The 25,381-nt window shown below is 64.6% G+C and carries 11 protein-coding genes; 8 read left to right on the top strand and 3 right to left on the bottom strand.

What is annotated here, in order from left to right; all coding sequences use genetic code 11:
• Window positions 1–66: 66 nt before the first annotated feature.
• Window positions 67–5,565 (bottom strand): alpha-2-macroglobulin family protein, encoded by a 5,499-nt coding sequence (locus AC1DPX_RS11465; RefSeq protein ID WP_477236643.1) that lies wholly within the window; start codon window positions 5,563–5,565, stop codon window positions 67–69.
• 271 nt (window positions 5,566–5,836) lie between these two features.
• On the opposite strand from AC1DPX_RS11465, the gene AC1DPX_RS11460 reads away from it, so the two are divergent.
• From AC1DPX_RS11460 to AC1DPX_RS11435, 6 genes are all read left to right on the top strand, one after another.
• Entirely contained in the window at window positions 5,837–7,765 is a 1,929-nt protein-coding gene (locus AC1DPX_RS11460; protein ID WP_477236641.1) for an autotransporter assembly complex protein TamA, read from the top strand.
• A 1-nt stretch (window position 7,766) separates the two neighbouring features.
• Window positions 7,767–13,820: a translocation/assembly module TamB domain-containing protein gene (locus tag AC1DPX_RS11455; RefSeq protein ID WP_477236640.1), complete on the top strand. Its 6,054-nt coding sequence runs from the start codon at window positions 7,767–7,769 to the stop codon at window positions 13,818–13,820.
• Window positions 13,821–14,073: 253 nt separating this feature from the next.
• Window positions 14,074–15,726, top strand: a complete 1,653-nt coding sequence (locus AC1DPX_RS11450) for an ABC transporter substrate-binding protein (RefSeq protein ID WP_477236638.1) — start codon at window positions 14,074–14,076, stop codon at window positions 15,724–15,726.
• A 223-nt stretch (window positions 15,727–15,949) separates the two neighbouring features.
• On the top strand, window positions 15,950–16,984 hold the full coding sequence (locus tag AC1DPX_RS11445; RefSeq protein ID WP_477236636.1) for an ABC transporter permease: 1,035 nt from the start codon (window positions 15,950–15,952) through the stop codon (window positions 16,982–16,984).
• 12 nt (window positions 16,985–16,996) lie between these two features.
• Window positions 16,997–18,154: an ABC transporter permease gene (locus AC1DPX_RS11440; protein ID WP_202358984.1), complete on the top strand. Its 1,158-nt coding sequence runs from the start codon at window positions 16,997–16,999 to the stop codon at window positions 18,152–18,154.
• 47 nt (window positions 18,155–18,201) lie between these two features.
• Window positions 18,202–20,523 carry a dipeptide ABC transporter ATP-binding protein gene (locus tag AC1DPX_RS11435; protein ID WP_477236634.1) on the top strand — a complete coding sequence of 774 codons (2,322 nt, stop codon included), beginning with the start codon at window positions 18,202–18,204 and terminating at the stop codon, window positions 20,521–20,523.
• 13 nt (window positions 20,524–20,536) lie between these two features.
• Here AC1DPX_RS11435 and AC1DPX_RS11430 read toward each other — a convergent pair whose 3' ends face one another.
• Together AC1DPX_RS11430 and AC1DPX_RS11425 are read right to left on the bottom strand one after the other, a co-directional pair.
• Window positions 20,537–21,127 (bottom strand): transglycosylase SLT domain-containing protein, encoded by a 591-nt coding sequence (locus AC1DPX_RS11430; protein ID WP_477236632.1) that lies wholly within the window; start codon window positions 21,125–21,127, stop codon window positions 20,537–20,539.
• 21 nt (window positions 21,128–21,148) lie between these two features.
• Window positions 21,149–21,346 carry a hypothetical protein gene (locus AC1DPX_RS11425; protein WP_477236630.1) on the bottom strand — a complete coding sequence of 66 codons (198 nt, stop codon included), beginning with the start codon at window positions 21,344–21,346 and terminating at the stop codon, window positions 21,149–21,151.
• On the opposite strand from AC1DPX_RS11425, the gene AC1DPX_RS11420 reads away from it, so the two are divergent.
• Window positions 21,345–22,883 carry a trimethylamine methyltransferase family protein gene (locus AC1DPX_RS11420; protein ID WP_477236628.1) on the top strand — a complete coding sequence of 513 codons (1,539 nt, stop codon included), beginning with the start codon at window positions 21,345–21,347 and terminating at the stop codon, window positions 22,881–22,883. The genes AC1DPX_RS11425 and AC1DPX_RS11420 overlap by 2 nt on opposite strands.
• 57 nt (window positions 22,884–22,940) lie before the next feature.
• Window positions 22,941–25,367: a GcvT family protein gene (locus tag AC1DPX_RS11415; protein ID WP_477236626.1), complete on the top strand. Its 2,427-nt coding sequence runs from the start codon at window positions 22,941–22,943 to the stop codon at window positions 25,365–25,367.
• Window positions 25,368–25,381: the final 14 nt, after the last annotated feature.

The raw sequence follows: 25,381 nt of genomic DNA, 5'->3' as shown, positions 1-25,381 counted from the left end.
AGTGACGGGGAGAAGGGGGCTGTCGTCTGCACAATCGCCATCTGCATGATCGTCACCAACGGCGCCTTACGGCGCCTTGATTTCCATCATGCCGGTGGCGGTGCGGGCCGAGTATTGCGGCCGGTACATGTCTTCCACCGTTGCCGCCGGATGGGCGTAAGTGCCCGGCGTCACGGCGCGAACGACATAGGCGAGCGTCAGGTTGTGGTCGTGGTCGCCATCGGCCGGGTTGAACGCCGCGACGAAACGGTCGTCGCGGAATTCGAGGTGCGCCGCGTCGGTCTGTGCCAGCCAGGAGAAATTCGTCAACTGGGCGCTGGAGACGAGGCCTGGATTGTCGATCTCGAAGCCGGCGGGCAGAAGGTCGGTGACCAGCAGGCGCGACGGCCAGCTGTTCTGCTCGGTGACCTTGAGCACGACGACATAGCGCTCGTTCTGGGTTGCCTCCGTCACATTGGCTTCGGTGCCGTCGAGCTTGTAGTAGGTGCGGTCGATGGTGAAGCCGTCACCGCCGGCCGGCAGGGGCTGGATCGGCGACGCCACGGTGGTGACGACAGCCTGCAGCGGGGTCTTGCCGGTGTTGGCGATTTCGAGCGGGCTGTCGACCAGTTCGGAGCCGTTGACCTGGTTGGAATAGCCGCCCGAATGCGGCGCGCCGTTGACGGTCAGCGTGATCGAGTCGTTGCCTTCCTTCAGCGCGCGGGCCGCCAGCAGCATCCAGGAATCGTCCTGGGTGCTGGTCCAGCGGACTTCGGCGCGTTCCCTGGTCACCAGCTTGATCAGCTCCGGCACGATCGTCGAAACCGGCTTCGATTCCGCCGCGAGCGACAGCATCGCCGCGCCGTCACGCAGCGCCGAGCCGTAGTCGGAGCGGTACCAGTCGTAGTCGGTCTGCGACTTGGCGAGCTGCAGCGCGGTCTTGAAGGTCGCTTCCGAGCGCTGGGTGTCGCCGTAGAGCGCCAGGCTCGCCGCCAGCTGGGCAACGGCCATCGGGCTCGAGAAGGCTTCGAGCTGGGTGTCCGCGTAGTAGCGCAGGTCGCCGATCGAGGCCTTCTTGTTGCGGGCCAGAACGTAGAGGGCGTAGGCGATCTCGCTGCCGCGGTCCTGGACGCTCTGGTCGTAGCCGAGCGAGTTCTGCAGGTTGCTCAGCGCCTGGTTCATGGCCAGCGCCGGCACGTCATATTTCTGCTCGCGCGCCCTGGTCAGGAACTCGCTGACATAGGCGTCGAGCCACAGATCGCCGGAGCCCGGACCCCACAGGCCGAAGCTGCCGCTCGAGGACTGGTAGCTCAGCACCTTGTAGATGGCATCCTGGATGCGGCCATGCAGGTCGGGATCGCTTTCCATGCCGACGCCCGAGGCCATCTCGTTGACATAGAGAAGCGGCATGGCGCGGCTGGTGGTCTGCTCGGCGCAACCATAGGGGTAGCGGTCGAGCGTCATCAGCAGCGAGGGCACGTCGAAGGCCGCCGCCTGCGAAACACCGACACTGACGGAAGCGCCTTCCAGCAGGCTTGCCGCCAGCAGCTCCTTGTCGACGCGCAGCGCGCCGCCATTGCCCTTGAGGTCGACCACAAGGCGCGTGGTGACCGGCAATTGCGCCGGGCGCACCGGCACGTAGAGCGTCTGCTCGACCTTGGTGCCGTCGGCATGCGCCAGCTTGATGGTGAGCGAGGCATTGCCAGGCGTCTTCGCAATCAGCGGCACCGTCAGCGTCTGACGCTTGCCTTGGGCGAGCGTCAGCTTCTGGGGCAGGGGCTTGTCGCCCGTCGACAGGTCGCCTGTCGTGTCGATCGAGAAGGCATAGTCGCCGGCCGGGCCGTCGGTGTCGGCCACGTCGAGCCGCATCACGGCGTTGTCGCCGGGCGCCAGGAAGCGCGGCAGGCCGGCGGTGATGACCACCGGGTCGCGCACGATGACATCGGACTGGGCATGGCCGACCGCTTCCTTGGTCCAGGCGACGGCCATGACGCGCACGGTGCCGTTGAACTGCGGAATGTCGAAGTCGATCCGCGCCTTGCCGTCGGCGTCGAGCTGGACCGGACCGGAGAAGAAGGCGACCAGCTTTTCGGTCGGCGGGCTGCCTTGCGCCTGCATGTTGGCGCCGTCACCGCCGGTCCTGAGCTTGCCGGTGGTGCCCAGCGAGCCGTCGATCAGGCGGCCATAGATGTCGCGGATCTCCATGCCCAGCATGCGCTGGCCGAAGAACCAGTTCTCAGGGTCCGGCGCCTTGTAGTTGGTGAGATTGAGGATGCCGACATCGACGGCGGCGACCATGACATAGGCGTTGGTGCCTGGCTGCACGCCGGCCACGGAAACCGGGATCGACAGCTGCTGGCGCGGCACGGTCTTGTCCGGCGGGGTCAGGGTGACGGCGAGCTTCTTGGCGCCCGGATCGACCGTCAGCCATTTCACGCCGATGGCGCGGGCCGGCATGCGCGTTTCCTGAGCATCGCCCGGCCGGAACAGGGTCGCCGTGACATAGGCGCCGGCGCCCCAATCGTCACCGACCGGGATGTCGACGGTGCTGCCGCCGGCCGGCACGGTGGCCGTGATGGTCTTCAACAGCTTGTCGGACCCGATATTGATGAGAAGTTCGCCGGCAAAATGCGGCGAGACTTTCAGCTTGGCCACTTCGCCCGCGGCATAATTGTCCTTGTCTAGAGCGATCTCCAGGCCGTCGGGCGTTTCGGTGGTGGTCGAGGCGACATACCAGCCGGCGTCGAATTCATAGCTGGTGGCAGGTCCCTCCGGATCGGAGGTCTCGACCTCGAGCCGGTACTGGCCCCAATCGACCGGCACGGAGACGGTGGCGTCGCCGTCGGCGCTAAGGTCGATCTGGCCGTTGGCGATCGACTTGGTCAAGGTGACCGGTTCGTAGCTCCACGAATTGTTGGAGCGGTACCACTGGTAATTGCGTTCGACCTTGACCAGCGTCCACTGCGCGCCTTTCAGCGCCTCGCGCTTGCCGGACGGATCGACGGCGATCAGGCTGAACTTGGCCGTGCCGCCCTGCGGCACCTCATCGTCGGCGAAGTCCGGACGGATGCCGATCATATGGCCTTGCGGGCGGATACCGATGTTGAGCGAGCGCTCGATGGCGCGGCCGCCGGTTTCACGCATGCGCACCGTCACCTTGCCGTTGACCAGCTTGGTGGTCGAGGGCAACTGGTCGACGGTAACAGGGAAGGTCGCCTTGCCGTCATCGCCAACCACCGGCAGATTGGTCAGCGGCGTGACCGTGGGCTCGCCCGACTGCTCATCGGCGAGGCCGAAGGAGAAGTTGGGGAAGCGGTCCCAGTCGCGCGCCGTCGACAGCGTCAGTTCGCCTTCCAGCGCCAGGCCCGCCGCCGGCGCGCCATAGAGGAAGCGGCCGTCAATGTTGATGTTGGCGGTTTCGCCGCGCTCGATTTCCTGCTTGTCGGCCTTCATGTCGAATTCGATGCGATCCGGCACGAAGTCCTCGACCAGGAACATCTGGGTGGCCACAGCCGGCTGCTTCGGATCGGTGTAGATCGACACCGACCAGGTGCCGCGCATGGCATTGGGTTCGAGCGGCAGGTCGACGGCGTGGCCGCCGGCCGAAGCGCCGTCGCTGACGATGCGGCGGTCCTCGACGCCGTCGGGGCGCGAGAAGATGAAGGTCAGCGGCAGGTTCTCGACCGCCTTGGCGGCGCCATCGCGGGCAAGGGCGGCGACATGGACATCCTCGCCGGCGCGGTAGATGCCGCGTTCGGTCCAGGCGTAAACGTCGAGCGCACCGGGCGCCGCGCGCCCGGTGACGCCGCGGTCGGACAGGTCGAAGCCGGCCTTGGACATGTCGAGAAAGACGAAATCATTGTCGCCCTGCTTGGCCATCAGCACGGCCGGCACCATGCCGCCGTCGCCGCGCGTCAGGCCGGGATTGAAGACGGCGTGGCCGTCGGCATCCGACGTGGCGGTGCCGAGAATCTCGTTGTTGCGGGCAACCAGCGTCAGTTCGGCGCCGGCGATCGGCTTGGCGGAGCCGAGCGAGCGGGCAAAGACATTGAGTCCGTCCTGGCCGGTATAGGTCGACAGGCCGATGTCGGAGACGACGAACCACTGCGTGGCCAGCGAATTGTAGTCATCGCCCTTGCCGTTGACGGCCTGTGCGGTCAGCACATAGACGCCGGGCTTGCGCTGCGGCAGCGCCTCGTCGACCGGGAAGGAGGTGGTGACCTCCTTGTTGAGGTCGTTGACGATGTCGAGCTGGCCCTGCCAGACCGGCGCGCCCATCTGCTCGGAAATGTTGGAGATGTCGTAGCTGTCGAGCTGGTGCAGGAACTGGTAGCCCGACAGAAGCTGAGCCAGCGAACGGTCGCCGATGCGGTAGAGCTTCATCTCGGCGGCGTTCATGTTGACGGTGACAACCGGAATGCCGCGGCGCGCGCCGGCCGGCAGCACGAAGCTGTCGCCGGTGAAGCGGGCCGACGGGGCGCGATCCTGCACATAGATCGACAGCACCACGGGAGCGGCGGTCACTTCGCCGATTGCCGCCGGCAGGCCGGCGCGGAAAGTGACATCGTAATGCTGGCCGTGTTCGAGCCCTTCGACGCAGATCTGCTTGTCCTTGGCCTCGACGCCCTTCGGCGGCGCGTTGTCGACGGTCACGAACTGCGCGTAGTCGACGCCGGTCTTGACCAGGTCCTCGGAGAATTGCGCGCAGATGCGCGGCGCGCTGGTGTCGGCGTCGACGCTGTGGTCGACGACGCGGAAGCCCTTGCGGGCCTTGAGATCGGCATAGTCGGCCTGCACGGCGGGCGACGTCACGAGCGCAAGGCTCGCCTCATAGGCCTGCAGCGCCGGGCGGTAGAGATCACGCTTGTCGAGGCCGGCGCCAAGCAGGGCCAGCACGTCCGCGCGCGTCTTGGTGGTGCGCAAGAGCTTATAGGCGTTGAAGGCGGCCGAGGTGGCGTTCATCGGCAAAGTAGACGCTTCGGAGGTGTTGGCTGCGGGCTGCACGGCCAGCGTTTCGCGCGCCAGATTGAGCCAGAGCTGGCCATCGTCGGGCATCACCGAGACCGCGGCCTCGTATTTCTGCATGGCGGAGCGATGGTCGCCGGTCAGCATGGCCTGCTCGGCCGAGCTGATCAGGGCCGCCATGCCTTCGGTCGGCTTGTCAAAGGCCGGGCCAAGCAGCCTGTTGCGGTATTGCTGGGCCTGGTCGGCCATCCAGTTGGGGAAGAAGGTCAGTTCCGGCGGCGCGCCGATATCGGGATCGCCGTCAATGTTGACGACCTTGCCGGCAACCGCGCCGTTGAACGCTTTGAGCTGGTTGTAGTCGGATTTGAGAAAGCACCATTTGGCCTTGGTGTTGTAGGTGAAGGCGCGGCAGGCCGGGTCACCAAGGCATGTCGTCTTGCACTGGTCGAGGGTGACATTCTGGTCGGATCTGAGGTCGAAGCCGAAATAGTCGGAATTGTCGGTCGTTGCGATTCGCCGGGCCTCGGCCGCTTGCGCGACACTATTCCAGGCTAAGACATTGGCCCAGGCGAAGAAGAGAAGGATCAGGATCGACAGACCACGAGCCGCGCGCATTGCCATAACACCCTCCAGACAATTGCAGACGTCCAGGCATGTTCAAGCTTCAGTCAGGCTTGTCAACACAGGACGCGGCAGGGTTCCGCCTGCCAACGGTTTCCTTTCCGGCCGATGACCGGTAGTACCTCCATAGGACAGGGGATCACGCATTCTTGCGGCGACGCAAAAGGTGTGAATTCCAAGCCCGTCCTATTTCAGACAATTGGATTGTGGCCCCTTTACGAGCGCTTCAGAACTTCATTCCAATTTTAGTTTTGTAACCTAGGTTGTCTTAATGCCGGCGCATGAAGAGCAGATGTCAGGGGGGGCCGCGCCAGGGCGCGTGCTTCCGCGCGCCCTGCTTTTGGCGTTGATGTGCGCGACCGCGCTGGTCGCCGAATCACCGCCTGCGGCCGCTTTCGAGCTTTTCGGCATCAAGCTGTGGGGATCGTCCAACGACGAGGACGCCGATATAGTCGATCCGCTGCGCTATGCCGTGACCATCACGGCGCCCGATGCCGACAAGGATCTGGTCAAGAAGCTGGAAAACGCCTCGGCGCTGAAGGGCGACGAGGACCGCCCGGTCTCGGGTTCGCTCGGGTTGATGGCCAAGGCGCGCAGCGACCGTGAACAGCTGGTCGCCGCCCTCTACGCCGATGCCCGCTACGAAGGCGTGGTCACCATCACCATCGACGGCAAGTCGCTCGACGAACTTCCGCCGGACGCCGAGTTCAAGGGACCGCAGCCCATTCCGGTGGTGGTCACCGTCGCCGTCGGCCCCAGATTCACGCTTGGCACTATCCGACTGGAGGGCGACGCGGCGGGGTTGATGAGCGCCGACTACGGCCTGATATCGGGCGGCGACGCCGGGTCGGGCGCGGTGCTCAAGGCCGAGGCGCTGATCGTGCGGACGCTGAAGGAGCAGGGCAGGCCGCTCGCCAAGGTGACCGACCGGCAGATCGTCGCCGACCATGCCACCTCGACGCTCGACGTGACGCTGACGGTCGCGGCCGGGCCGGTCGCCGGCTATGGCGCGACCACTGTGGAAGGCACCGAGAAGGTCGACCGCGACTTCACGGAGTACATGACGGGCTTGAAGCGCGGCAAACAGTACTCGCCGCAGGAGATCAGCGACGCACGCGACAGGCTGCTGGCGCTGGAAGTCTTCAACAGCGTGACGTTCAAGGAAGCCGACAAGCTCGACGCCGACGGCAACATCCCGATCGGCGTCCAGGTCAGCGAGCGCAAGCCGCGCTATTTCGGCCTGGGCGGCACCTTCTCGAACACGGAGGGCCTGGGCCTCGAAGGCTATTGGGGGCACCGTAACCTGTTCGGTCACGCGGAAAAGCTGCGCATCGACGGCGCCATCAGCGGCATCGGCAGCAACAATCTGTCCGATCTGAACTACAATGCCGGCATCATGTTCGAGAAACCCGGCGTGATCGGGCCGTCGTCGAAATTCTTTGCCAGCTTCAAGACCGTGCTCGAGCATCCGGACGCGTACGACCATTTCTCGGTCAAGGGCAGCACCGGCCTGTCCTATGAACTCGACAAGAAGCAGACCGTCTCGGCGGAAGTGGCGCTCGACTATCCCAGGATCACGGATGCGTTCGGCAAACACACCTATCTGATCGCCAGCATTCCGCTGCAATATGTCTATGACAACAGGGACAGCAGGCTGAACCCGACCAGGGGCTTCCGGGTGCTGGCCTATGCCGAACCGAGCTACGACATCATGAGCGGTGCCGCCTTCCTCAAGCTGAAGGGCGAGGGATCGGCCTACCAGTCGCTGGATACGGCCTCGAAATTCGTGCTGGCCGAGCGCGTCGCCATCGGCTCGATCGTCGGCACCGGGCTGGCGAACGTTCCCGCCGACCGGCGTTTTTATTCCGGCGGCGGCGGTTCGGTGCGCGGCTATGCCTATCAGGGCATCGGCCCGAAAGACTTCACCGGCCAGCCGATCGGCGGCCTGTCCTTCTTCGAGACCTCGGTTGAAATGCGCATCGCCGTCACCGATACGATCGGCATCGTGCCGTTCGTCGATGCCGGCACGGTGTCGACCAAATCGATGCCCAATTTCTCCGACGTCAAGGTCGGCGCCGGCGTCGGCCTGCGTTACGTCACGCCGTTCGGGCCGCTGCGCATCGATGCGGCCGTGCCGCTCAACCGCGATCCCGGCGATCCGCGTTTCGGCATCTATGCCGGTATCGGGCAGGCGTTCTGACATGAAGACGGTGTGGCGCATCCTTCGCATTGTCTTTTACACGCTGCTGATCGTGGTCGCGGGCGCGATCGGCGCGCTCATTGTCCTGACCAAGACCGAGCGTGGACGCGACAATCTCGCCGGCATCATTTCGCGGCTGGCCTCGAGTGACGACCGCAAGGTCACGGTCAGTGGCATTGACGGCATCTGGTCGGGGGCGCTCAGCGTCGACCATGTGGTGCTGGAAGACCGCCAGGGTGCGTGGCTGGTGGCGCGCAAGGTCGCCGTCGACTGGTCGCCGCTTGCATTGCTGTCGAAGAGCTTCAACGCAGACCGCATCGCGGCCGAGCGCGTCGAACTGGCACGCTTGCCGGTTGCCGGCGAGCCGCAGCCGGCACCGAGTGGCGGCGCAACGCTGCCGGTTTCCATCGACATCCGGCAGATCGACCTGCCGGAAATCGCGCTTGGCCAGCAACTGGCTGGCAGCGGCATCGCCGAACTCGCCGCCAAGGGAATGCTCAAGGCCGACGCGGCGCCGCTGGCGGTCGAAACGGTGCTCAACGTCACCCGCCATGACGGCAGGCAAGGCAATGTCGACGCCAAGATCCATTTTGCGCCTGCCGACAACAGGCTCGACCTCGACCTCAAGGCGTCGGAGCCGGCCGGAGGCATCATTGCCAATCTGCTCAAGCTGCCCGATGCGCCACCGGTCGAAATAGCCGTCTCGGGCACGGGACCGCTTGCCAACTGGAACGGCATCGCCACGTTCATGGTCGATGGCAAGATCGTCACACAGCTGACCGGCCGCCATCAACTCACCGACAAGGGCAATCACGTCGAGGCCAAGGGCGACGGCGCGTTCGCGCCTTTCCTTCCGGAAAATCTGCGGCCGCTGTTTACCGGCAAGACCAGTTTCGATGTCGCGGGCACCGCGACGTCGGCCGGCGGCATCAGTGTTGACCGCGCCAACATCGAGAGCGATGCCATCCACGGCACCGCGACCGGCATAGCCGACCCGGCCGGCGCAAGCGACCTGTCGGTTGAAATCGCGGCCAAAGGCGCACCTGTGCCGATCACGGTGGGCAATGCGGCACAGCCGATCACGGTGGTCATCAGGAACATCACCGCCCGCGCCTTTGGCGACGGCAAGGCGCCGATCATCGACATCGGCGCCGCGCTGGTTTCGGTGGTGGCGGGCGGCACCCAGCTCAACGATATTTCGGCGCAGGTCCATTCCGACGGCTTCGACATCCAGAACCGCGCCGGGCCGTTTGCCGTCAAGCTGACGGCAGGCGGGCTGAAAACCGATGTGGCGACGCTGGCGCCGCTGATCACCGGCAAGGTCGATGTCGACCTCGGTGGATCGCTGAGCAAGGACGCCATCACCATCGATCAGGGCACGCTTCGCTCCGATGCGCTGAACGCCTCGCTGACCATGACGGTGGCGCTTGCCGATCTGTCGATGCAGCTCAAGATGAATGCCGATGCGGTGTCGACCGCCTTGCCGCCGCAGATCAGTTCGGTGCTCGGCGAGCGGGTGAAATTCTCGGCCGCCGCGACGCGCGACCCGCAAGGGGCCTTTGCCGCCAATTCGATCTCGTTGACCTCGGGCTCGCTCAGCGCCAGCGGCACCGCCAGTGCGCAAGGCAGCGACATCCAGGCCGACATCAAGGGCACGCTGGGCGACGTTTCGGTGCTGTCGCCGATGGTCGGCGTGCCGGTCGCCGGCGGCGTCGATTTCGCGCTGTCGGCAAGCGGCGCCAGGACGGCGCCGGATTTCACCGTTTCCGCCAACAGCGACAGCCTGACCGCCTCGGGACGCACGGTGAAGGCGATCAAGCTGACGGCAAGCGGCAAGGCCGACATAGCCAGCCCCTCGGCCAACGTCTCGCTGACCGGCGCGGTCAACGACCAGCCGCTCGACGTCAAGGCGGCGCTGGTGACCAGCGAGGGCAAGCGCTCGATCAACGGTTTCCTGGTCTCGCTCGGCGACAACAAGGTTTCCGGCGACCTGGCGCTCGATGACAAGTTCATGCCGCTCGGCACGCTGACGCTCGCCGCACCCGCGATCGACCAGCTTGCGGCACTTGCCGGCCAGGCCGTGACCGGCGACATCAACGGCACCATCCTGTTCGCCAAGGAAGGTGATGCGCCCTCCGTCACCATCGACGCCAAGAGCACCTCGATCGCGCGCGGCGAGGTGACGGCCAGGACGATCGCGGTCAACGCGCTGATCGCCAACTATCTCAAGGCGCCGGCGATCTCGGGCACCATCAAGGCCGGCAGCGTCACCTCGGGCGCCACCGAAATCAGCGGCATCGGCGTCGACCTGAAGCGTGACGGCGACTGGACCAATTTCACCGGCGGCGCCACCATCGCTGGCATTCCGGCGACCGCCGCCGGCCGGGTCAAGATCGCAGAGGGCACCACCAGCGTCGAGATCGCCTCGGGGGAGGCGACGGTTCGCGGCATCAAGGCGGCAATCGCTGCGCCCTCGACGCTGAGCATCGCCAATGGCACGACCAGCATCGAAAAACTGGCGCTCGATGTCGGCGGCGGTTCGGTGACGCTGTCGGGCAGCGCCGGCCAGACGCTCGATCTCGCGGCACAGTTTTCCGCGCTGCCGGCGGCGTTCGCCAATGATTTTGCGCCAGGCCTCGATGCCGTAGGCACGCTCGGTGGCACGGCGCAAGTGACGGGAACGCCGGCCGCCCCCGAAGTTCGATTCAACGCGCAGTTGGCTGGCGTCGAAACCAGCCAGACCCGCCAGGCAGGGCTCGGGCCGCTCGCTGTCGATGCGGCTGGCGCCTATACCTTGGCCGGCGGCGTCGCCCTCGACCATGCGACGCTCTCCGGCGACAAGATTTCAGGCACGGCCTCCGGCACCATCAATCCGAACGGCGCCAGCGATTTTGCCCTCGACCTTACATCGTCGGGACCAAGCCTGCCCCTGTCGGTCGGCAGCGCCGCGAGCCCGGTGAAGATCGAGATCCGGTCCTTGTCTGCAAAGGTGGCGGGCGAGAGCACGCAGGCCCGCCTGGACGTCTCCGCGATCCTGCCTTCGGTGACCACCAGCCCGGCGAAGGTGGACGGACTGGTGCTCGCACTGCATTCGGATGCGTTCGACCTCAAGAACCGCGCCGGACCGGTTTCCGGCACGGTGTCGGTGGACAAGGTCGGTCTCGACAATGCCGCCATCGCACCGCTGATCGCCGGCAAGGTGACGGCCGCGCTCAACGCCCGGCTGACGTCGGACGGCGTCGCCATCGACAGCGGCTCGCTCAAGAGCGATGCGCTGAACAGCCAGGTCGCCGGCCATGTGTCCCTGCGTGACGGTGCCATCGACCTCAAGCTGAACGCGGATGCCCCGTCATCGGCCTTGCCGGCGGCGGCGCGCGGCATGCTTGGCGAACGCGCTGAGATCAGCGCCACGCTGAAGCGCGATCCCAATGGCAGCATCAATGTCGACGGGCTGAAGCTGGTCTCGGGCGGACTGACCGCGCAGGGGCAAGCGAGCCTTGCCGACAACAAACTGGCAGCCGACATCACCGGCGCCCTTGCCGATATCTCGCCGCTGTCGAAAGACGCCAAGGGCGCCATCGCCTTTGCACTGAATGTCCAGGGGCCGGCCATCGCGCCGGATCTGTCGCTGACGGTCAACAGCGATCGGCTGCTGGTTGCGTCGCGCGAGATCACCGGGTTGAAGCTTACGGCCACCGGCAAGGCGGATGCCGCGAACCCGGCGGCGAATGTGCAGCTGACCGGCAATGTCGCGGGACAGGCCTTGCAAGGCAGCGCCGTGCTGGCGACGGCGGACGGCAAGAGCGCCATCAACGGCCTGTTGTTGTCGCTGGGCAAGAACAAGATCTCGGGCGATCTGGCGCTTGACGACAAATTCGTGCCTGAGGGCACCATCTCGCTCGACCTGCCCGATATCGGCCCGCTCGCCGCACTGGCGCTGGAAAAGGCGGAGGGCGACGTGCGCGGCACGATCGCCTTCACCAGGAATGGCGCGGCACCCCAGGTCGCCATCAAGGCGGCCACCGCTTCGATCACGCGGGGCGACCTGCAGGCGAAGGCGGTTTCCATCGACGCGCTGATCGCCAACTATCTCGCCGCACCGGTGATCTCGGGCAAGATCCGCGCCGGCACCGTCACATCGGGCGGCACCGTGATCAGCGGCATCGATGTCGATCTCAAGCGAGACGGCGATTGGACCGGCTTTTCAGGCGGCGCCACGGTCAAGGGCATTCCCGCCAAGGCCGCGGGCCGCGTGAAGGTGGCCAATGGCACCACCACCATAGAACTCGCTTCCGGCGAGGCGACTGTCCAGGGCATCAAGGCGGCCATCGCCCAGGCTTCGACGGTCAGCATTGCCAACGGCACGACGACGCTGGACCGGCTGGTGCTCAACCTTGGCGGCGGCACGGCGACGGTGACCGGCAAGGTCGGGCAGGCGCTCGACATCAATGCGACGCTGGCCAAGGTGCCAATGTCGCTCGCCAACAGTTTTTCGCGCGGGCTCGACGCCGCCGGTTCGATTTCCGGGACGGTGAAGGTGACCGGTGCGCCGGCGAGCCCTTCCGTTGCCTTCAATATTGACGCGGCGGGCGTGCAGACGTCGCAGACCCGCGGTGCCGGTGTCGGCGCGGTGGGGGTGTCGTCGTCCGGCACTTTTGCCGGCAACAGGCTGACGTTCAACGCCAATGTCAGCGACGGCGCCGGCCTTGGCCTCAAGGGCGGCGGCACGGTGACGACGGCGGGCACGCCGGCGCTGGTGCTCGACTTCAATGGCGCCGTTCCGTTCGGCATGCTCAGCCAGAAACTTGCCGCGCAGGGCCTGGCGCTGACGGGGACGGCCAACGTCAACGTCCAGGTGCGCGGTCCGGCGACGTCGCCCGTCATCGGCGGCAGCGTCAGCACTTCCGGTGCGCGGCTGGTCGATGCGCGCTCGGGCTTGGCCGTCAACGATCTCACGGCCGACGTCTCGATTGGCGGCGGCGTGGCCAGGATCAACCGGCTGACCGGAACATTGTCGACGCGCGGCAGCCTGTCGGCCAGCGGCACGGTCGGCATCAACCCGGCGCAAGGTTTTCCCGCCGACCTGTCGATCAAGCTCACCGACGGGCGCTATACGGACGGACGCGTGGTGACCGCCAATCTCGGCGGCGACCTGACGATCAAGGGGCCGCTGGTATCGGCACCGGTGATTGCCGGCACCGTCAACCTGGCCAAGACCGTCATCACGGTTCCGGATAAATTGCCGGGCTCGCTCTCGGCGCTCGACGTCAAGCACAAGAATGCGCCCGGCGCGGTGAGGGCGCAGGACAAGGCGCTGCGCCCGGCGACGACGTCAGGCAAGAGCGGCGGCAGCGGGCTTGCGCTCGACGTCACCGTCAACGCGCCGAACCAGATATTCATCCAGGGCAGGGGCGTCGATGCCGAACTGGGCGGCTCGCTGAGATTGACCGGCCCGGCCTCGTCGCCGCAGGCGGTCGGTACCTTCACCTTGCAGCGCGGCAGGCTGTCGATCCTGGGCAAGCGGCTGACCTTCACCGAAGGCACTGTTGGCTTCTCCGGCTCGCTGGTGCCCTATCTCAATTTGACGGCGACCACGACGACGACCAGCGCCACGGTCACCATCGTGGTGTCGGGCGAGGCGACCAATCCGAAATTCACCTTCTCCTCGGTGCCGGCACTGCCGGAGGACGAGGTGCTGGCGCAATTGATCTTCGGCCGGTCCATGTCGAACCTGTCGCCGCTGCAGATCGCGCAGCTGGCCGAGGCGGCCGGGCAATTGGCCGGTGTCGGCGGCTCGACGTCGCTGCTGGAGAATCTGCGCAGCGCCATCGGCGTCGACGATCTCGACGTCACCACCGACGACCAGGGCGGCACCGCGGTCTCGGCCGGCAAGTACCTCAACGACCGCACCTATGTGACCATCCAGAAGGGCGACAAGCCCGGTTCGGGCAAGGCGACCATCGACCTCAATGTCGGGCGTGGCGTCAAGTTGCGTGGCGAGGCGACGGATGCCGGCGAGGCCAAGGGCGGCATCTTCTACGAAAAGGAATATTGAGGGCCTGGCCCTCACCATGGCCAGGGCTGGCGCTGTCGCAACCCGCGCCAATGTCTCAGTTTAATCGCCTTGAGTAGATTTTGGCGAAATCTGGGCGCACTAGCAATTTTGCGTCAAGACTGTCGCTATCGCGCGTACCGCTCCCTTTTCAAAGTTGCACATTCTCCAACATGTTCCCAATCCAAGCTGTCTTTGACATGATGGCCTGGATGCGGAATGTTAATCGGCGGAAAGCCAACAATGGGAGTTAGTCATGACGATCTACAAGAGTAATGGCGATCGCGTTCCGGATCACATCCTGGCCATGGCCGAAGAAGCCAAGGCAGGTAAGGTCGATCGCCGCGAATTTCTGGCCATGGCCAGCGTCTTCGGCGCCTCGACGGCGATGGCTTATGGCCTTCTCGGTCTCGCCGATCCGACGCCGGCAAGGGCGGAAGAGGTAAAAGGCAAGAAAGGCGGCACGCTGAAGGTCGCGCAGTGGATCAAGGATCCCAAGGATCCTCGCAAGGCCGACTGGTCGGAAATTGCCAATGCCGAACGCCAGGCACTCGAGCCGCTGGTCAAGTACACGAGCGAATATACGTTCCGCCCCTATCTGCTGGAAAGCTGGGACGTGAACGACGACGCCACCCAGTACACGCTGCATGTGCGCAAGGGCGTGACCTGGTCGAACGGCGACCCCTTCACGGCCTCTGATGTCGTCTTCAACCTGAAGCGCTGGGCCGACAAGAAGGCCGAAGGCAATTCGATGCCCGGCCGCCTCGGCTCGCTGGTCAAGGATGACAAGCTCGACGAAAGCGCCGTGACCATGCCGGACGACCACACCGTCGTGCTCAAGCTCGGCAAGCCTGACATCGCGCTGATCCCCAACATGTGCGACTATCCCGGCCTGATCGTCCACAAGACTTTCGACGAGAAGGGCGGCGACTTCAAGGCCTGCCCGATCGGCACCGGTCCATTCGAGCTCGTCTCCTACGACGTCGGCCAGAAAGTCGTCTACAAGCGCCGCGAAGACAACAAGTGGTGGGACGGCGAAGTGTTCCTCGACGGCATCGAATTCATCGACTACGGCACCGATCCGGCGGCCATGGTCAGCGCTTTCGAGGCTGGCGAAGTGCATACCAATTTCGAAACGTCGGCCGACTATGTGTCGATCCTCGACAAGATGGACCTGGTCAAGTCGGAGATCGTCACGGCTTCGACCATCGTCTGCCGCACAAACGTCAACAACAAGCCTTATGGCGAGCAGAAGGTGCGCAACGCGCTGCAGCTCGCGGTCGACAACAATGTCGTCCTGCAGCTCGGCTATGGCAATGCCGGCTCGGTCGCCGAAAACCACCATGTCTGCTCGATCCATCCGGAATACTACGAACTGCCGAAGATTGCCCGTGATCCGGCCAAGGCAAAGGCGCTGATGGCGGAAGCCGGCCAAGCCGACTTCGAACACGAGCTGATCACGGTGGACGAGGACTGGCACAAGAACACCGGCGACGCGATCGCCGCCCAGCTGCGCGATGCCGGGATCAAGGTGAAGCGCACGGTGCTGCCGGGCTCGACGTTCTGGAACGACTGGACGAAGTATCCGCTGTCGATGACCAACTGGAACATGCGCCCGCTCGGCGTCCAGGTTCTGGCCATCGCCTATCGCACCGGTGAGGCCTGGAACGAGGCTGGCTGGTCGAATCCCGACTGGGATGCCAAGCTCAATGCCGCGCTTGCGGTCGCCGACGCGGCCAAGCGCAAGGAAATGATGAAGGACATCGAGCAGATCCTGCAGGATTCCGGCATCATCATCCAGCCCTACTGGCGCAAGCTCTACAGCCACTCGGTCAAGGCGGTGCAAAACTACAAGATGCATCCGACCTTCGAGCGTGACTACGGCAAGGTCTGGCTCGACCAGGCGTGATCAGGCCAAGTGGAGGAAGGGGCGGCTCGCCCCTTCCTCCCGCTCTCCGCATGATTCCAAAACCAGAAGTCGGCGCAGCAAAAGTTGCGGACTCCTCTGGCGAGGTCGTGCAATAAACTGGGTTGATTGCATCCGAGGGCTTGTTTGACAGCCAGTTCCGCCATCGCGGCCGAAGTGGTTTTTCAATAGGCTCCAACCCCAACCAGACCGGCAGGGGGCCGCCATGCTTTCCTTCATTATCAGGCGCCTTGGCACCATGGCATTGACGATGCTGTGCCTGACCATGATCGTCTTTTTCCTGATCAACCTCGAACCCAATCTGAAGAAGCTGGCGATCAGCCAGACCGAAATGCACACGTCGGCCGAGCAGCTGGAGGACTGGCTGGTCAACCATGGCTACCGGCAGAATTTCTTCGCCCGCTACGGACAGTGGCTGGGCCTGCTGCCCAAGCAGCCGGTGACCGACCCGGCAACGGGTAAGCCGACGCAGCGTTTCACTTTCTGCAACGATCCGGTCGTGCCGACCTTCGCCGGCGTCCTCGAAGGGGATTTCGGCTGCTCGACCAAGTTCAAGACGACCGTCGCCTCCAAGCTGTTCCCGGCACTTGGCGCCACCGGCATCCTGATGTTCTGTGTGCTGGCGGTGATGGTGCCGGTATCGCTCCTGATCGGCATCCTGGCCGGCATGCGCGAGGGGTCGCGAACCGACCGGGTGCTTTCGGTGGCCTCGATCGCCTCGACGGCGACACCGGAATATGTGTCGGGCGTCATCTTCACCGTCATCTTCGCCTCATGGCTCGGCTGGCTGAACGGCTCCGCCGCCTCGGCGAGCCAGGGCATCACCTTCTACAATTTCACCCTGCCGGTGATGACGCTGGCAATCTACGGCATCGGCTACATCGCCCGCATGACGCGCGCCTCGATGGTCGAGGTGATGACGCAGCAATATATCCGCACCGCGCGCTTGAAGGGCCTTTCCTTCCGCGGCGTGGTGGTCAAGCACGCGCTGCGCAACGCGCTGATCGCGCCGTTCACCGTCATCATGCTGCAGTTTCCCTGGCTGCTCACCGGCGTCGTCATCGTCGAGGTGATGTTCCGCTACCAGGGCTTCGGCTACACGCTGGTCGAGGCCGCCGGCAACAACGACATCGACCTTTTGCTCGGCTGCTCGCTGGTCTCGGTGTTCATCGTCTTGATCACGCAGCTCATTTCCGATGTCGGCTACGCGTTTCTCAATCCGCGTATCAGAGTTCAGTAGGGGGCGAAGCGGATGCAGGTCCAATATATCAGTGCCTTCACCGTCGTTCTCGAAGTGCTGTCGCGCTTCTGGCCGGTGTGGATCGCGCTCATCATCGTCATGGGCGCGAGCTTCGCCTACAAGAAGAAGCTCGCGCTCTACGGACAGCTGTTCGACAGCGGCGTCGGCATCGTCGGCGTCGGTATCTGCCTGTTCTGGCTGTTCACGGCGATCTTCGCGGCGACCATCTCGCCCTTCGATCCGCTGGCCCAGGTCCCCGTGATGAAGGACGTGTTGCCGGGCGCGGTCGAGCCGCAGTCGGGTCTGGTCTATCTGTTCGGCGGCGACAAGCTGGCGCGCGACGTGTTTTCGCGCATGGTCTATGGCAGCCAGATCGTGCTGATCATCGCGCCGGCGGCGACCGGCTTCGCGCTCATGGTCGGCATCACGCTTGGCCTGCCTGCCGGCTATTACGGCGGCAAGATCGACACCGTACTGTCGTTCCTGGCCAACCTCGTGCTGGCGTTCCCGGTGATCCTGCTGTTCTACCTGCTGGTGACGCCGGGCATCATGGACACGCCAATCCCCTATGCCATGGCCGGCGTGTTCTTCCTGTTTCCAATCATCTTCTTCAGCGTGCTGTTCTGGACGCGCTACAAGAACCGGCCCGACCGGCTGTACATCCTGCTCGGCATCACCTTGATCGTCGGCGGCTGGATTTATCTGGGCCTGGTGTTCGACAAGGACCCGCTGCACATCGTCCACATCGATCCCAACCAGCTCAACATCTTCGTGGCGGTGGTGTTTGCCTCCAGCCCCGGCGTGTTCCGCATCGTGCGCGGCCTGGTGATGGACATCAAGACGCGCGACTATGTGGCGGCGGCGCAGACGCGCGGTGAATCGCCCTGGTACATCATGCTGTGGGAGATCCTGCCCAATGCGCGCGGACCGCTGATCGTCGACGCCTGCCTGCGCATCGGCTACACCACCATCCTGCTCGGCACGCTGGGCTATTTCGGCCTCGGCCTGGCGCCGGAAAGCCCCGACTGGGGCACGGCGATCAAGGATGCCAGCCGGCTGCTGCGCTCCTTCATCCATCCGGCGCTGCCGCCGACGATCGCGCTGATGTCGTTCGTGCTGGGGCTCAACCTGTTGGCCGACTCGCTGCGTGAACAATCGATGAAAGATTGATTGACGGGCTCTGGCCCGCATCTGGTAAAATTGGATTGGAGCGACCCATGAACGAGGCAGTTCGAAATCCCGCAGAGCCGATCATCGAGATCGAAAACCTGTCGATCTCCTTCTTCACCCGCAAGGGCGAAATACCGGCGGTCATGGATTTTTCCTGCACGGTCATGCCTGGCGAGGCGATGGGCATCGTCGGTGAATCCGGCTGCGGCAAGTCGACCGTGTCGCTGGGCATCATGCGCGACCTCTCCAATATCGGGAAGATCGTCGGCGGCAAGATCAAGTTCCAGGGCAAGGACATGGGCGAGCTCTCCGAGGAGGAGCTGCGCGCCATCCGCGGCAACAAGATCGCGATGATCTACCAGGAGCCGATGGCCAGCCTCAATCCGGCGATGAAGGTCGGCCAGCAATTGATGGAAGTGCCGCTGATCCACGACAAGGTGTCGAAGGAAGAGGCCTACAAACGCTCGCTTGAAATGGTGCGCGCGGTCAAGCTGCCCGATCCCGAGCGTATGATGCGCTCCTATCCGCACCAGCTCTCCGGCGGCCAGCAGCAGCGCATCGTCATCGCCATGGCGCTGCTGTCGAAGCCGGCGCTGCTTCTGCTCGACGAACCGACGACGGCGCTCGACGTGACGGTGGAGGCGGGCATCGTCGAGCTGGTCAAGGGGCTAGGCGAAAAGTTCGGCACCTCGATGATTTTCGTGTCGCACAATCTCGGCCTCATCCTCGAAACCTGCGACCGCATCACCGTGATGTATTCGGGCGAGGCGGTGGAGACCGGCAAGATCAAGGACGTGTTCGACCGGATGCGGCACCCCTATACGCAAGGGCTGTTCCGTTCGATCCCGCTGCCGGGCGCCGACAAGAATTCGCGGCCGCTGATTGCCATCCCCGGCCAGCTGCCGCTGCCGCATGAGCGGCCCAAGGGCTGCAATTTCGGTCCGCGCTGCCACCATTTCGTCGAGGGAGTCTGCAACGCCGCCGAAATCCCGATGATTGAGGTCGCCGGCCACGAGGGCCATTTCTCGCGCTGCGTGCGCTTCAACGAGATCGACTGGGAGGCACTGCCGCCCGGCGCCAAGAAGGTCAATGAGCGCGTCGTGCCCGGCGCGCCGGTGCTCAAGATCGAGGATCTGCGGAAATACTACAAGGTCGGCGGCAGCGAGGTGTTCGGCTCGAGCGAGGGCCGTGTCGTCAAGGCCAACGAGACCATCTCCTTCATGGCGCGCGAATCCGAGACCGTCGCCATCGTCGGTGAATCCGGCTGCGGAAAGTCGACGCTGGCCAAGGTGCTGCTCGGCCTGGAGACGGCGAGTTCAGGCACGGTCACGCTGGGCAACAAGCAGATCCAGTCGACCGGCATCGAGAGCCGCAGCGTCGACACCGTGTCGTCGATCCAGATGGTGTTCCAGAACCCGTTCGATACGCTTAATCCCAGCCATTCGGTCGGCTCGCAGATCATCCGCACGCTGGAGAAGTTCAATGTCGGCAAGACGGTCGCGGACCGGCGCAAGCGCATGCTGGAACTGCTCGACCTGGTGAAGCTGCCGCGCGCCTTCGAGACCCGCAAGCCGCGCCAGCTGTCCGGCGGCCAGAAGCAGCGCATCGGCGTGGCGCGCGCCTTTGCCGGCGACGCCAAGGTGGTGGTGGCGGACGAGCCGGTCTCGGCACTCGACGTGTCGGTGCAGGCGGCGGTGACCGAACTCCTGATGGACATTCAGCGCAAGAACAAGACGACGATGCTGTTCATCAGCCACGACCTGTCGGTCGTGCGCTACATAGCCGACCGCGTCGTCGTCATGTATCTCGGCTACATCGTCGAGCAAGGCACGACCGACCAGATCTTCGCGCCGCCCTATCATCCCTATACCGAGGCGCTTTTGTCGGCGATCCCGATCGCCGATACCAGCGTGGTCAAGAAGCACATTGTGCTCGAAGGCGACATCCCCTCGGCGATGAACCCGCCGTCCGGCTGTCCGTTCCAGACACGCTGCGGCTACAAGAAGCTGGTGCCGGACAATCTGTGCGAGACCAAGGTTCCGCCGGTCAAGCATCTTGGCGATGGCCATATGAGCCTGTGCTGGCTATCCGACGACGTGCTGGCCAAGATGGAGCCGGTGATCAAGTTCGACAAGGAACACGCAGCCCATGAGGGGGTGCCGGACAATGCGCCGCATGGCGGCGGACCGGGTCCGACTGGATCGGCGCCCAAGCGGCCGCGTGGCAAAACGGGCAGCGCGGAAGCCGACCAGATCGGGGAAGCCGTGGAGCAAAGCGAGGCCGGCATGCGAGCCCGTCGCCACGAAGTGCGCGACGAGGTTTCCGAAACCGGTGTTTCGAAGCCGAAAGACACGACGAAGCGGCACTAACCCTAGGCAGGTATCAGGAGCCGCACTGCCGCAGTTGTTCAGCATAGTCCCGCGCCATCTTGTCGGTGGCCCGGGCATAGCCCTGCACGCCGGCGTCGCCGCGGTTGCCTCGACCATAGGAGGTCCAGCCGAGATAGTAGGCGAGGTAGAGATTGTAGGTGTCGTTGCGCGCGACGCCGTAGGTGTCCGCGGTCTTGGAATGATACCAGCCGACGAAATCGACGGCGTCGGCGAATTTGGTGCGCCGCGCGGCCCAGTTGCCGGTTTCGCGCTGATATTGCGACCAGGTGCCGTCGAGCGCCTGCGAGAAGCCGGTGGCGGAAGAGACGTGCTTCCAGGGAATGAAACCGAGCAGCTTGGTGCGCGGCGGCCGGGCATTGCTCTTGAAGCCGGATTCCTTGCGCACCGTCGCCATCAGCACCGGGACCGGCACGCCATATTTCTGCTCGGTGCGTTCGGCCGCCGACTGCCAATTGTCGAACCAGCCGTCATTCTGGTCGAAGACGGCACAGACATTGTTGATGTGACTGGGCGCGGTCGCGCAGGCCGAAAGTGCCAGCAACACGCCAATCGCTACAATTCTACTAAAACTCGACCTACGCATTGGGTGAGCAATAGGCCGAAATCATAAAAGGAGTCTTGCTGCCGCCGTTAACGCTTCGCCGGCGCGAGCGCGCAGGAAAAAGCCATGTTGATATTCCGACGCTTTCTGCCGCTTTTTATACAGTGACGCTGCGCAAATGCCGCCTTGGCTAAAATCACGCCCGCAAACGGCGTATTTCTGACAGCTTGCCTGGCTGGCCGAGGCTTTGATGCCGGGCATGAACGAACCAAGACGCAAGCGCGGCGCCGATCGCACCAGCAACCGGGGGCCGGCGCCCATCCCGCAGCTGCCGCAAAGGCGGGTGACCAATCCCTATCCGCCGATGGATCTGCTGTCTCCAGAGCAGATCGAGGCGATCCACCAGGCTTCGATGCATATCTTGGAGAATTTCGGCATCGAGGTGATGAGCCCGCGGGCGCTGTCGCTGTTCGAGAAGGCGGGTGCCAGGGTCGATCACGCCTCGGCCAATGTCCGCATCGATCGCGGCATGGTCGACGAGGCGCTGAAGACGACGCGCTCCAACTACACGCTGACGCCACGCAACCCGGCCAACACGATCCATCTCGGCGGCAACACCATCAATTTCACGCTGGTMGCCGGGCCGCCCAATGTGCACGACATGGAGCGCGGCCGCCGCGCCGGCAATTTGCGCGACTACGCCGATCTCACCCGGCTGGCGCAGCATTTCAACTGCATTCATATGCTCGGCAACCAGGTTTGCGCGCCGGTCGAGCTGCCGGCAAATTCGCGCCATCTCGACACATATTTCACCAATCTGACGCTGACCGACAAAAGCTTCCATGTCTCGGCGATCGGCCGGGGCAGGGCGCTGGACGGCATCGAGATGATGGCGATCGCGCGCGGTCTGACGCTGGACCAGATGCGCGACGATCCGGGCATCGCCACCATCATCTCCGTCAACTCGCCGCGCCGCTTCGACGAGATGATGGCCGAGGGGCTGATGACCATGGCCGAATTCGGCCAGTCGGTGGCGGTGACGCCGTTCACGCTGATGGGGGCGATGAGCCCGGTGACGCTGGCGGGCGCCTTGGCGCAGCAGAACGCTGAGGCGCTGTTCGGCGTCGTGCTGACGCAGTTGGTGCGGCCGGGCGCGCCGGTCATGTATGGCGCCTTCACCTCCAATGTCGACATGAAGTCGGGCGCTCCGGCCTTCGGCACGCCGGAAAACACCAAGGCCAACATCGCTTCGGGGCAATTGGCGCGGCGCTACGGACTGCCCTACCGGACGACGCCGGGCTCGGCCTCCAACGCGGCGGATGCGCAAGGCGCCTATGAGACGCTGATGGCGCTGTGGGGCGCCGTGCTCGGCCATGGCAACCTCGTCTACCATGCCGCAGGCTGGCAGGAGGGCGGGCTGACGGCGTCGTTCGAAAAATTCATCATCGATGTCGAGATGATCCAGCACATGATGGAGTTCCTGCGGCCGATCGTGGTCGACGAGGCGGAACTGGCAGTCGAGGCGCTGGGCGCGGTGCCGACCGGCGGCCATTTCTTCGGCGAGCCGCACACGCTGGAGCGCTACGCCACCGCCTTCTACCAGCCGATGCTGTCCAACTGGCAGAATTTCGAAGCCTGGCAGGAGGCTGGCAGCCTCGACGCCACCGCACGTGCGACGCGGCTGTGGAAGAAGGCGCTGGAAGACTATGTCGAGCCGGCGATGGACATCGCCGTGCGCGAGGCGCTGGAGGCCTATGTCGCCAGGCGCAAGGAAGCGATCGGGCAAGGCGAGCCGTGACGCCTCCCGTCTTGAATCCACTTACCCATCCAACTCACTGATATCAGAGAAAAATCCATGAAATCGCATGCAAAGGTCGTGGTCATTGGCGGCGGTGTCGTCGGGTGTTCTGTTCTGTTCCATCTGGCCCGCCATGGCTGGACCGACGTGGTGCTGCTGGAGCGCGACGAACTGACCTCGGGTTCCACCTGGCATGCGGCGGGCGGCATGCACACGATCAATGGCGACCCCAACGTCGCCAAGCTGCAGAAATACACGATCAGCCTCTACAAGGAGATCGAGGAACTGTCTGGACAGGCGACCGGCGTGCACCTGACCGGCGGCGTGCTGCTCGCCGCGACCGAGGCGCGGCTGGACTGGCTGCGCGGTGTCGTCGCCAAGGGCCGCTATCTCGGCATCGACCTGGAAGTGATCTCGGCGAAAGAGGCGGCCGAACTGATGCCGTTGCTCGACCCCAAGCAGTTCGTCGGCGCTGTCCGCAACAAGGAGGACGGGCATCTCGATCCCTCCGGCGTCACACACGCCTATGCCAAGGCCGCGCGCAAACTTGGCGCCGAGGTGGAACGCTTCACCAAGGTCGAGGACATTGTGCGGCGGCCCGACGGCCTATGGCGCGTCATCACCAACAAGGGCGAGGTGGTGGCAGAACATGTCGTCAATGCCGGCGGCCTGTGGGCGCGCGAGGTCGGCCGCATGGTCGGGCTCGAATTGCCGGTGCTGGCCATGGAGCACATGTACCTGATCACCGAGGATATGCCGGAAGTCGCCGACTGGAACGCCAAGACCGGCACGGAGATCATCCACGCCGTCGATTTCGACGGTGAGCTCTATCTGCGCCAGGAGCGCGGCGGCATGCTGATGGGCACCTATGAGAAGGCCAACAAGCCGTGGTCGGAATACCAGACGCCGTGGAATTTCGGCCATGAATTGCTGGCGCCCGACATCGACCGCATCGCGCCGTCGCTGGAGGTCGGCTTCCGGCATTTTCCGGCCTTCCAGAACACCGGCATCAAACAGATCATCAACGGCCCCTTCACCTTCGCGCCCGACGGCAATCCGCTTGTCGGGCCGGTGCGCGGCCTGCCGGGCTTCTGGGTCGCCTGCGGCGTCATGGCTGGCTTCAGCCAAGGCGGTGGCGTCGGGCTGGCACTGTCCAACTGGATGATCGAGGGCGATCCCGGCGCCGATATCTGGGCCATGGATGTGGCGCGCTACGGCGACTGGGCGACGATGGCCTACACCAACGCCAAGGTTCGCGAAAACTATTCCAGGCGGTTTTCGATCCGCTTCCCCAATGAGGAACTGCCGGCCGGGCGGCCGCTCAAGACAACGCCCGTCTACGATCTGTTGTCGGCCAAGGGCGCGCAATGGGGTGTCGCCTATGGGCTGGAAGTGCCGCTCTGGTACGCGCCGCAAGGCGTGAAGGACGAATTCTCCTGGCGGCGGTCGAGCGATTTCACCCATGTCGCCAGGGAGGTCGCGACGGTGCGCGACGGCGTTGGCCTGGCGGAGATTTCGAGCTTCGCCAAATACAAGGTAACAGGCGAGGGGGCAGCGGCCTGGCTTGACCGTATGCTTGCCTGCAAACTGCCGAAACCCGGCCGCATGACGCTGGCGCCGATGCTGAAAGACGACGGCAGGCTGATCGGCGATTTCACGCTGGCCAACCTAGGCGGCGATGGCTGGTTCCTCGCCGGCTCGGGCATTGCCGAGCAGTACCATATGCGCTGGTTCGAGGCGCATCTGCCTGGCGACGGCTCGGTCCGGATCGAGGCGCTGGGCGCGAAACTCACCGGCCTTGCGATTGCCGGGCCGAAAGCGCGGGAGGTCCTGGCCAAGGTCAGCCGCGCTGATGTTTCCAACGCGGCGTTCCCGTTCATGGCGATGGCCAGGATGGATATCGGCATGGCGCCGTGCCTGGTCGGCCGCGTCAGCTACACCGGCGACCTCGGCTACGAGATCTGGGTGGCGCCGGAATACCAGCGCGCGGCATTCAATGCGTTGATGGCGGCGGGCGCGGAACTCGGCATCGGCCTGTTCGGCTCACGGGCGCTCAATGCGCTGCGGCTCGAGAAGAACTACGGCTCATGGGGGCGCGAATACCGGCCGATCTACGGGCCGCTCGAGGCCGGGCTCGACCGCTTTGTCGCCTATGGCAAGGAGGCCGATTTCATCGGCAAGGCGGCGGCGCTGGCCGAGCGCAAGCAAGGCGGCAAACTGCGGCTGCGCGCCTTCATCGTCGACGCGGACGATGCCGACGTCATCGGCGACGAGCCGATCTGGTTCGGCGGCACGGTGCGCGGCTGGGTGACATCGGGCGGCTATGCCCATCATTCGAAAAAATCGGTCGCCGTCGGCTATGTGCCGAAGGAGATTGCCGACGAAAGCGACGGCTTCGAGATCGAATTGCTGGGCAAACGCCATGCGGCGCGCATCCAGGCGGCACCGCTGTTCGATGCGAATTTCGAACGGATGCGGGGATGATGGCTCATCCCCGC

Source organism: Mesorhizobium sp. 01N446 (assembly GCF_056399285.1).
This window is presented reverse-complemented; position numbering and strand designations above follow the sequence as displayed.

Coding starts and splice junctions, on each gene's coding strand:
- AC1DPX_RS11460 (WP_477236641.1), top strand. CDS start 5,837: ATGCCGGCGCATGAAGAGCAGATGTCAGGGGGGGCCGCGCCAGGGCGC.
- AC1DPX_RS11465 (WP_477236643.1), bottom strand. CDS start 5,565: ATGGCAATGCGCGCGGCTCGTGGTCTGTCGATCCTGATCCTTCTCTTC.
- AC1DPX_RS11445 (WP_477236636.1), top strand. CDS start 15,950: ATGCTTTCCTTCATTATCAGGCGCCTTGGCACCATGGCATTGACGATG.
- AC1DPX_RS11415 (WP_477236626.1), top strand. CDS start 22,941: ATGAAATCGCATGCAAAGGTCGTGGTCATTGGCGGCGGTGTCGTCGGG.
- AC1DPX_RS11440 (WP_202358984.1), top strand. CDS start 16,997: ATGCAGGTCCAATATATCAGTGCCTTCACCGTCGTTCTCGAAGTGCTG.
- AC1DPX_RS11435 (WP_477236634.1), top strand. CDS start 18,202: ATGAACGAGGCAGTTCGAAATCCCGCAGAGCCGATCATCGAGATCGAA.
- AC1DPX_RS11455 (WP_477236640.1), top strand. CDS start 7,767: ATGAAGACGGTGTGGCGCATCCTTCGCATTGTCTTTTACACGCTGCTG.
- AC1DPX_RS11430 (WP_477236632.1), bottom strand. CDS start 21,127: ATGCGTAGGTCGAGTTTTAGTAGAATTGTAGCGATTGGCGTGTTGCTG.
- AC1DPX_RS11450 (WP_477236638.1), top strand. CDS start 14,074: ATGACGATCTACAAGAGTAATGGCGATCGCGTTCCGGATCACATCCTG.
- AC1DPX_RS11425 (WP_477236630.1), bottom strand. CDS start 21,346: ATGCCCGGCATCAAAGCCTCGGCCAGCCAGGCAAGCTGTCAGAAATAC.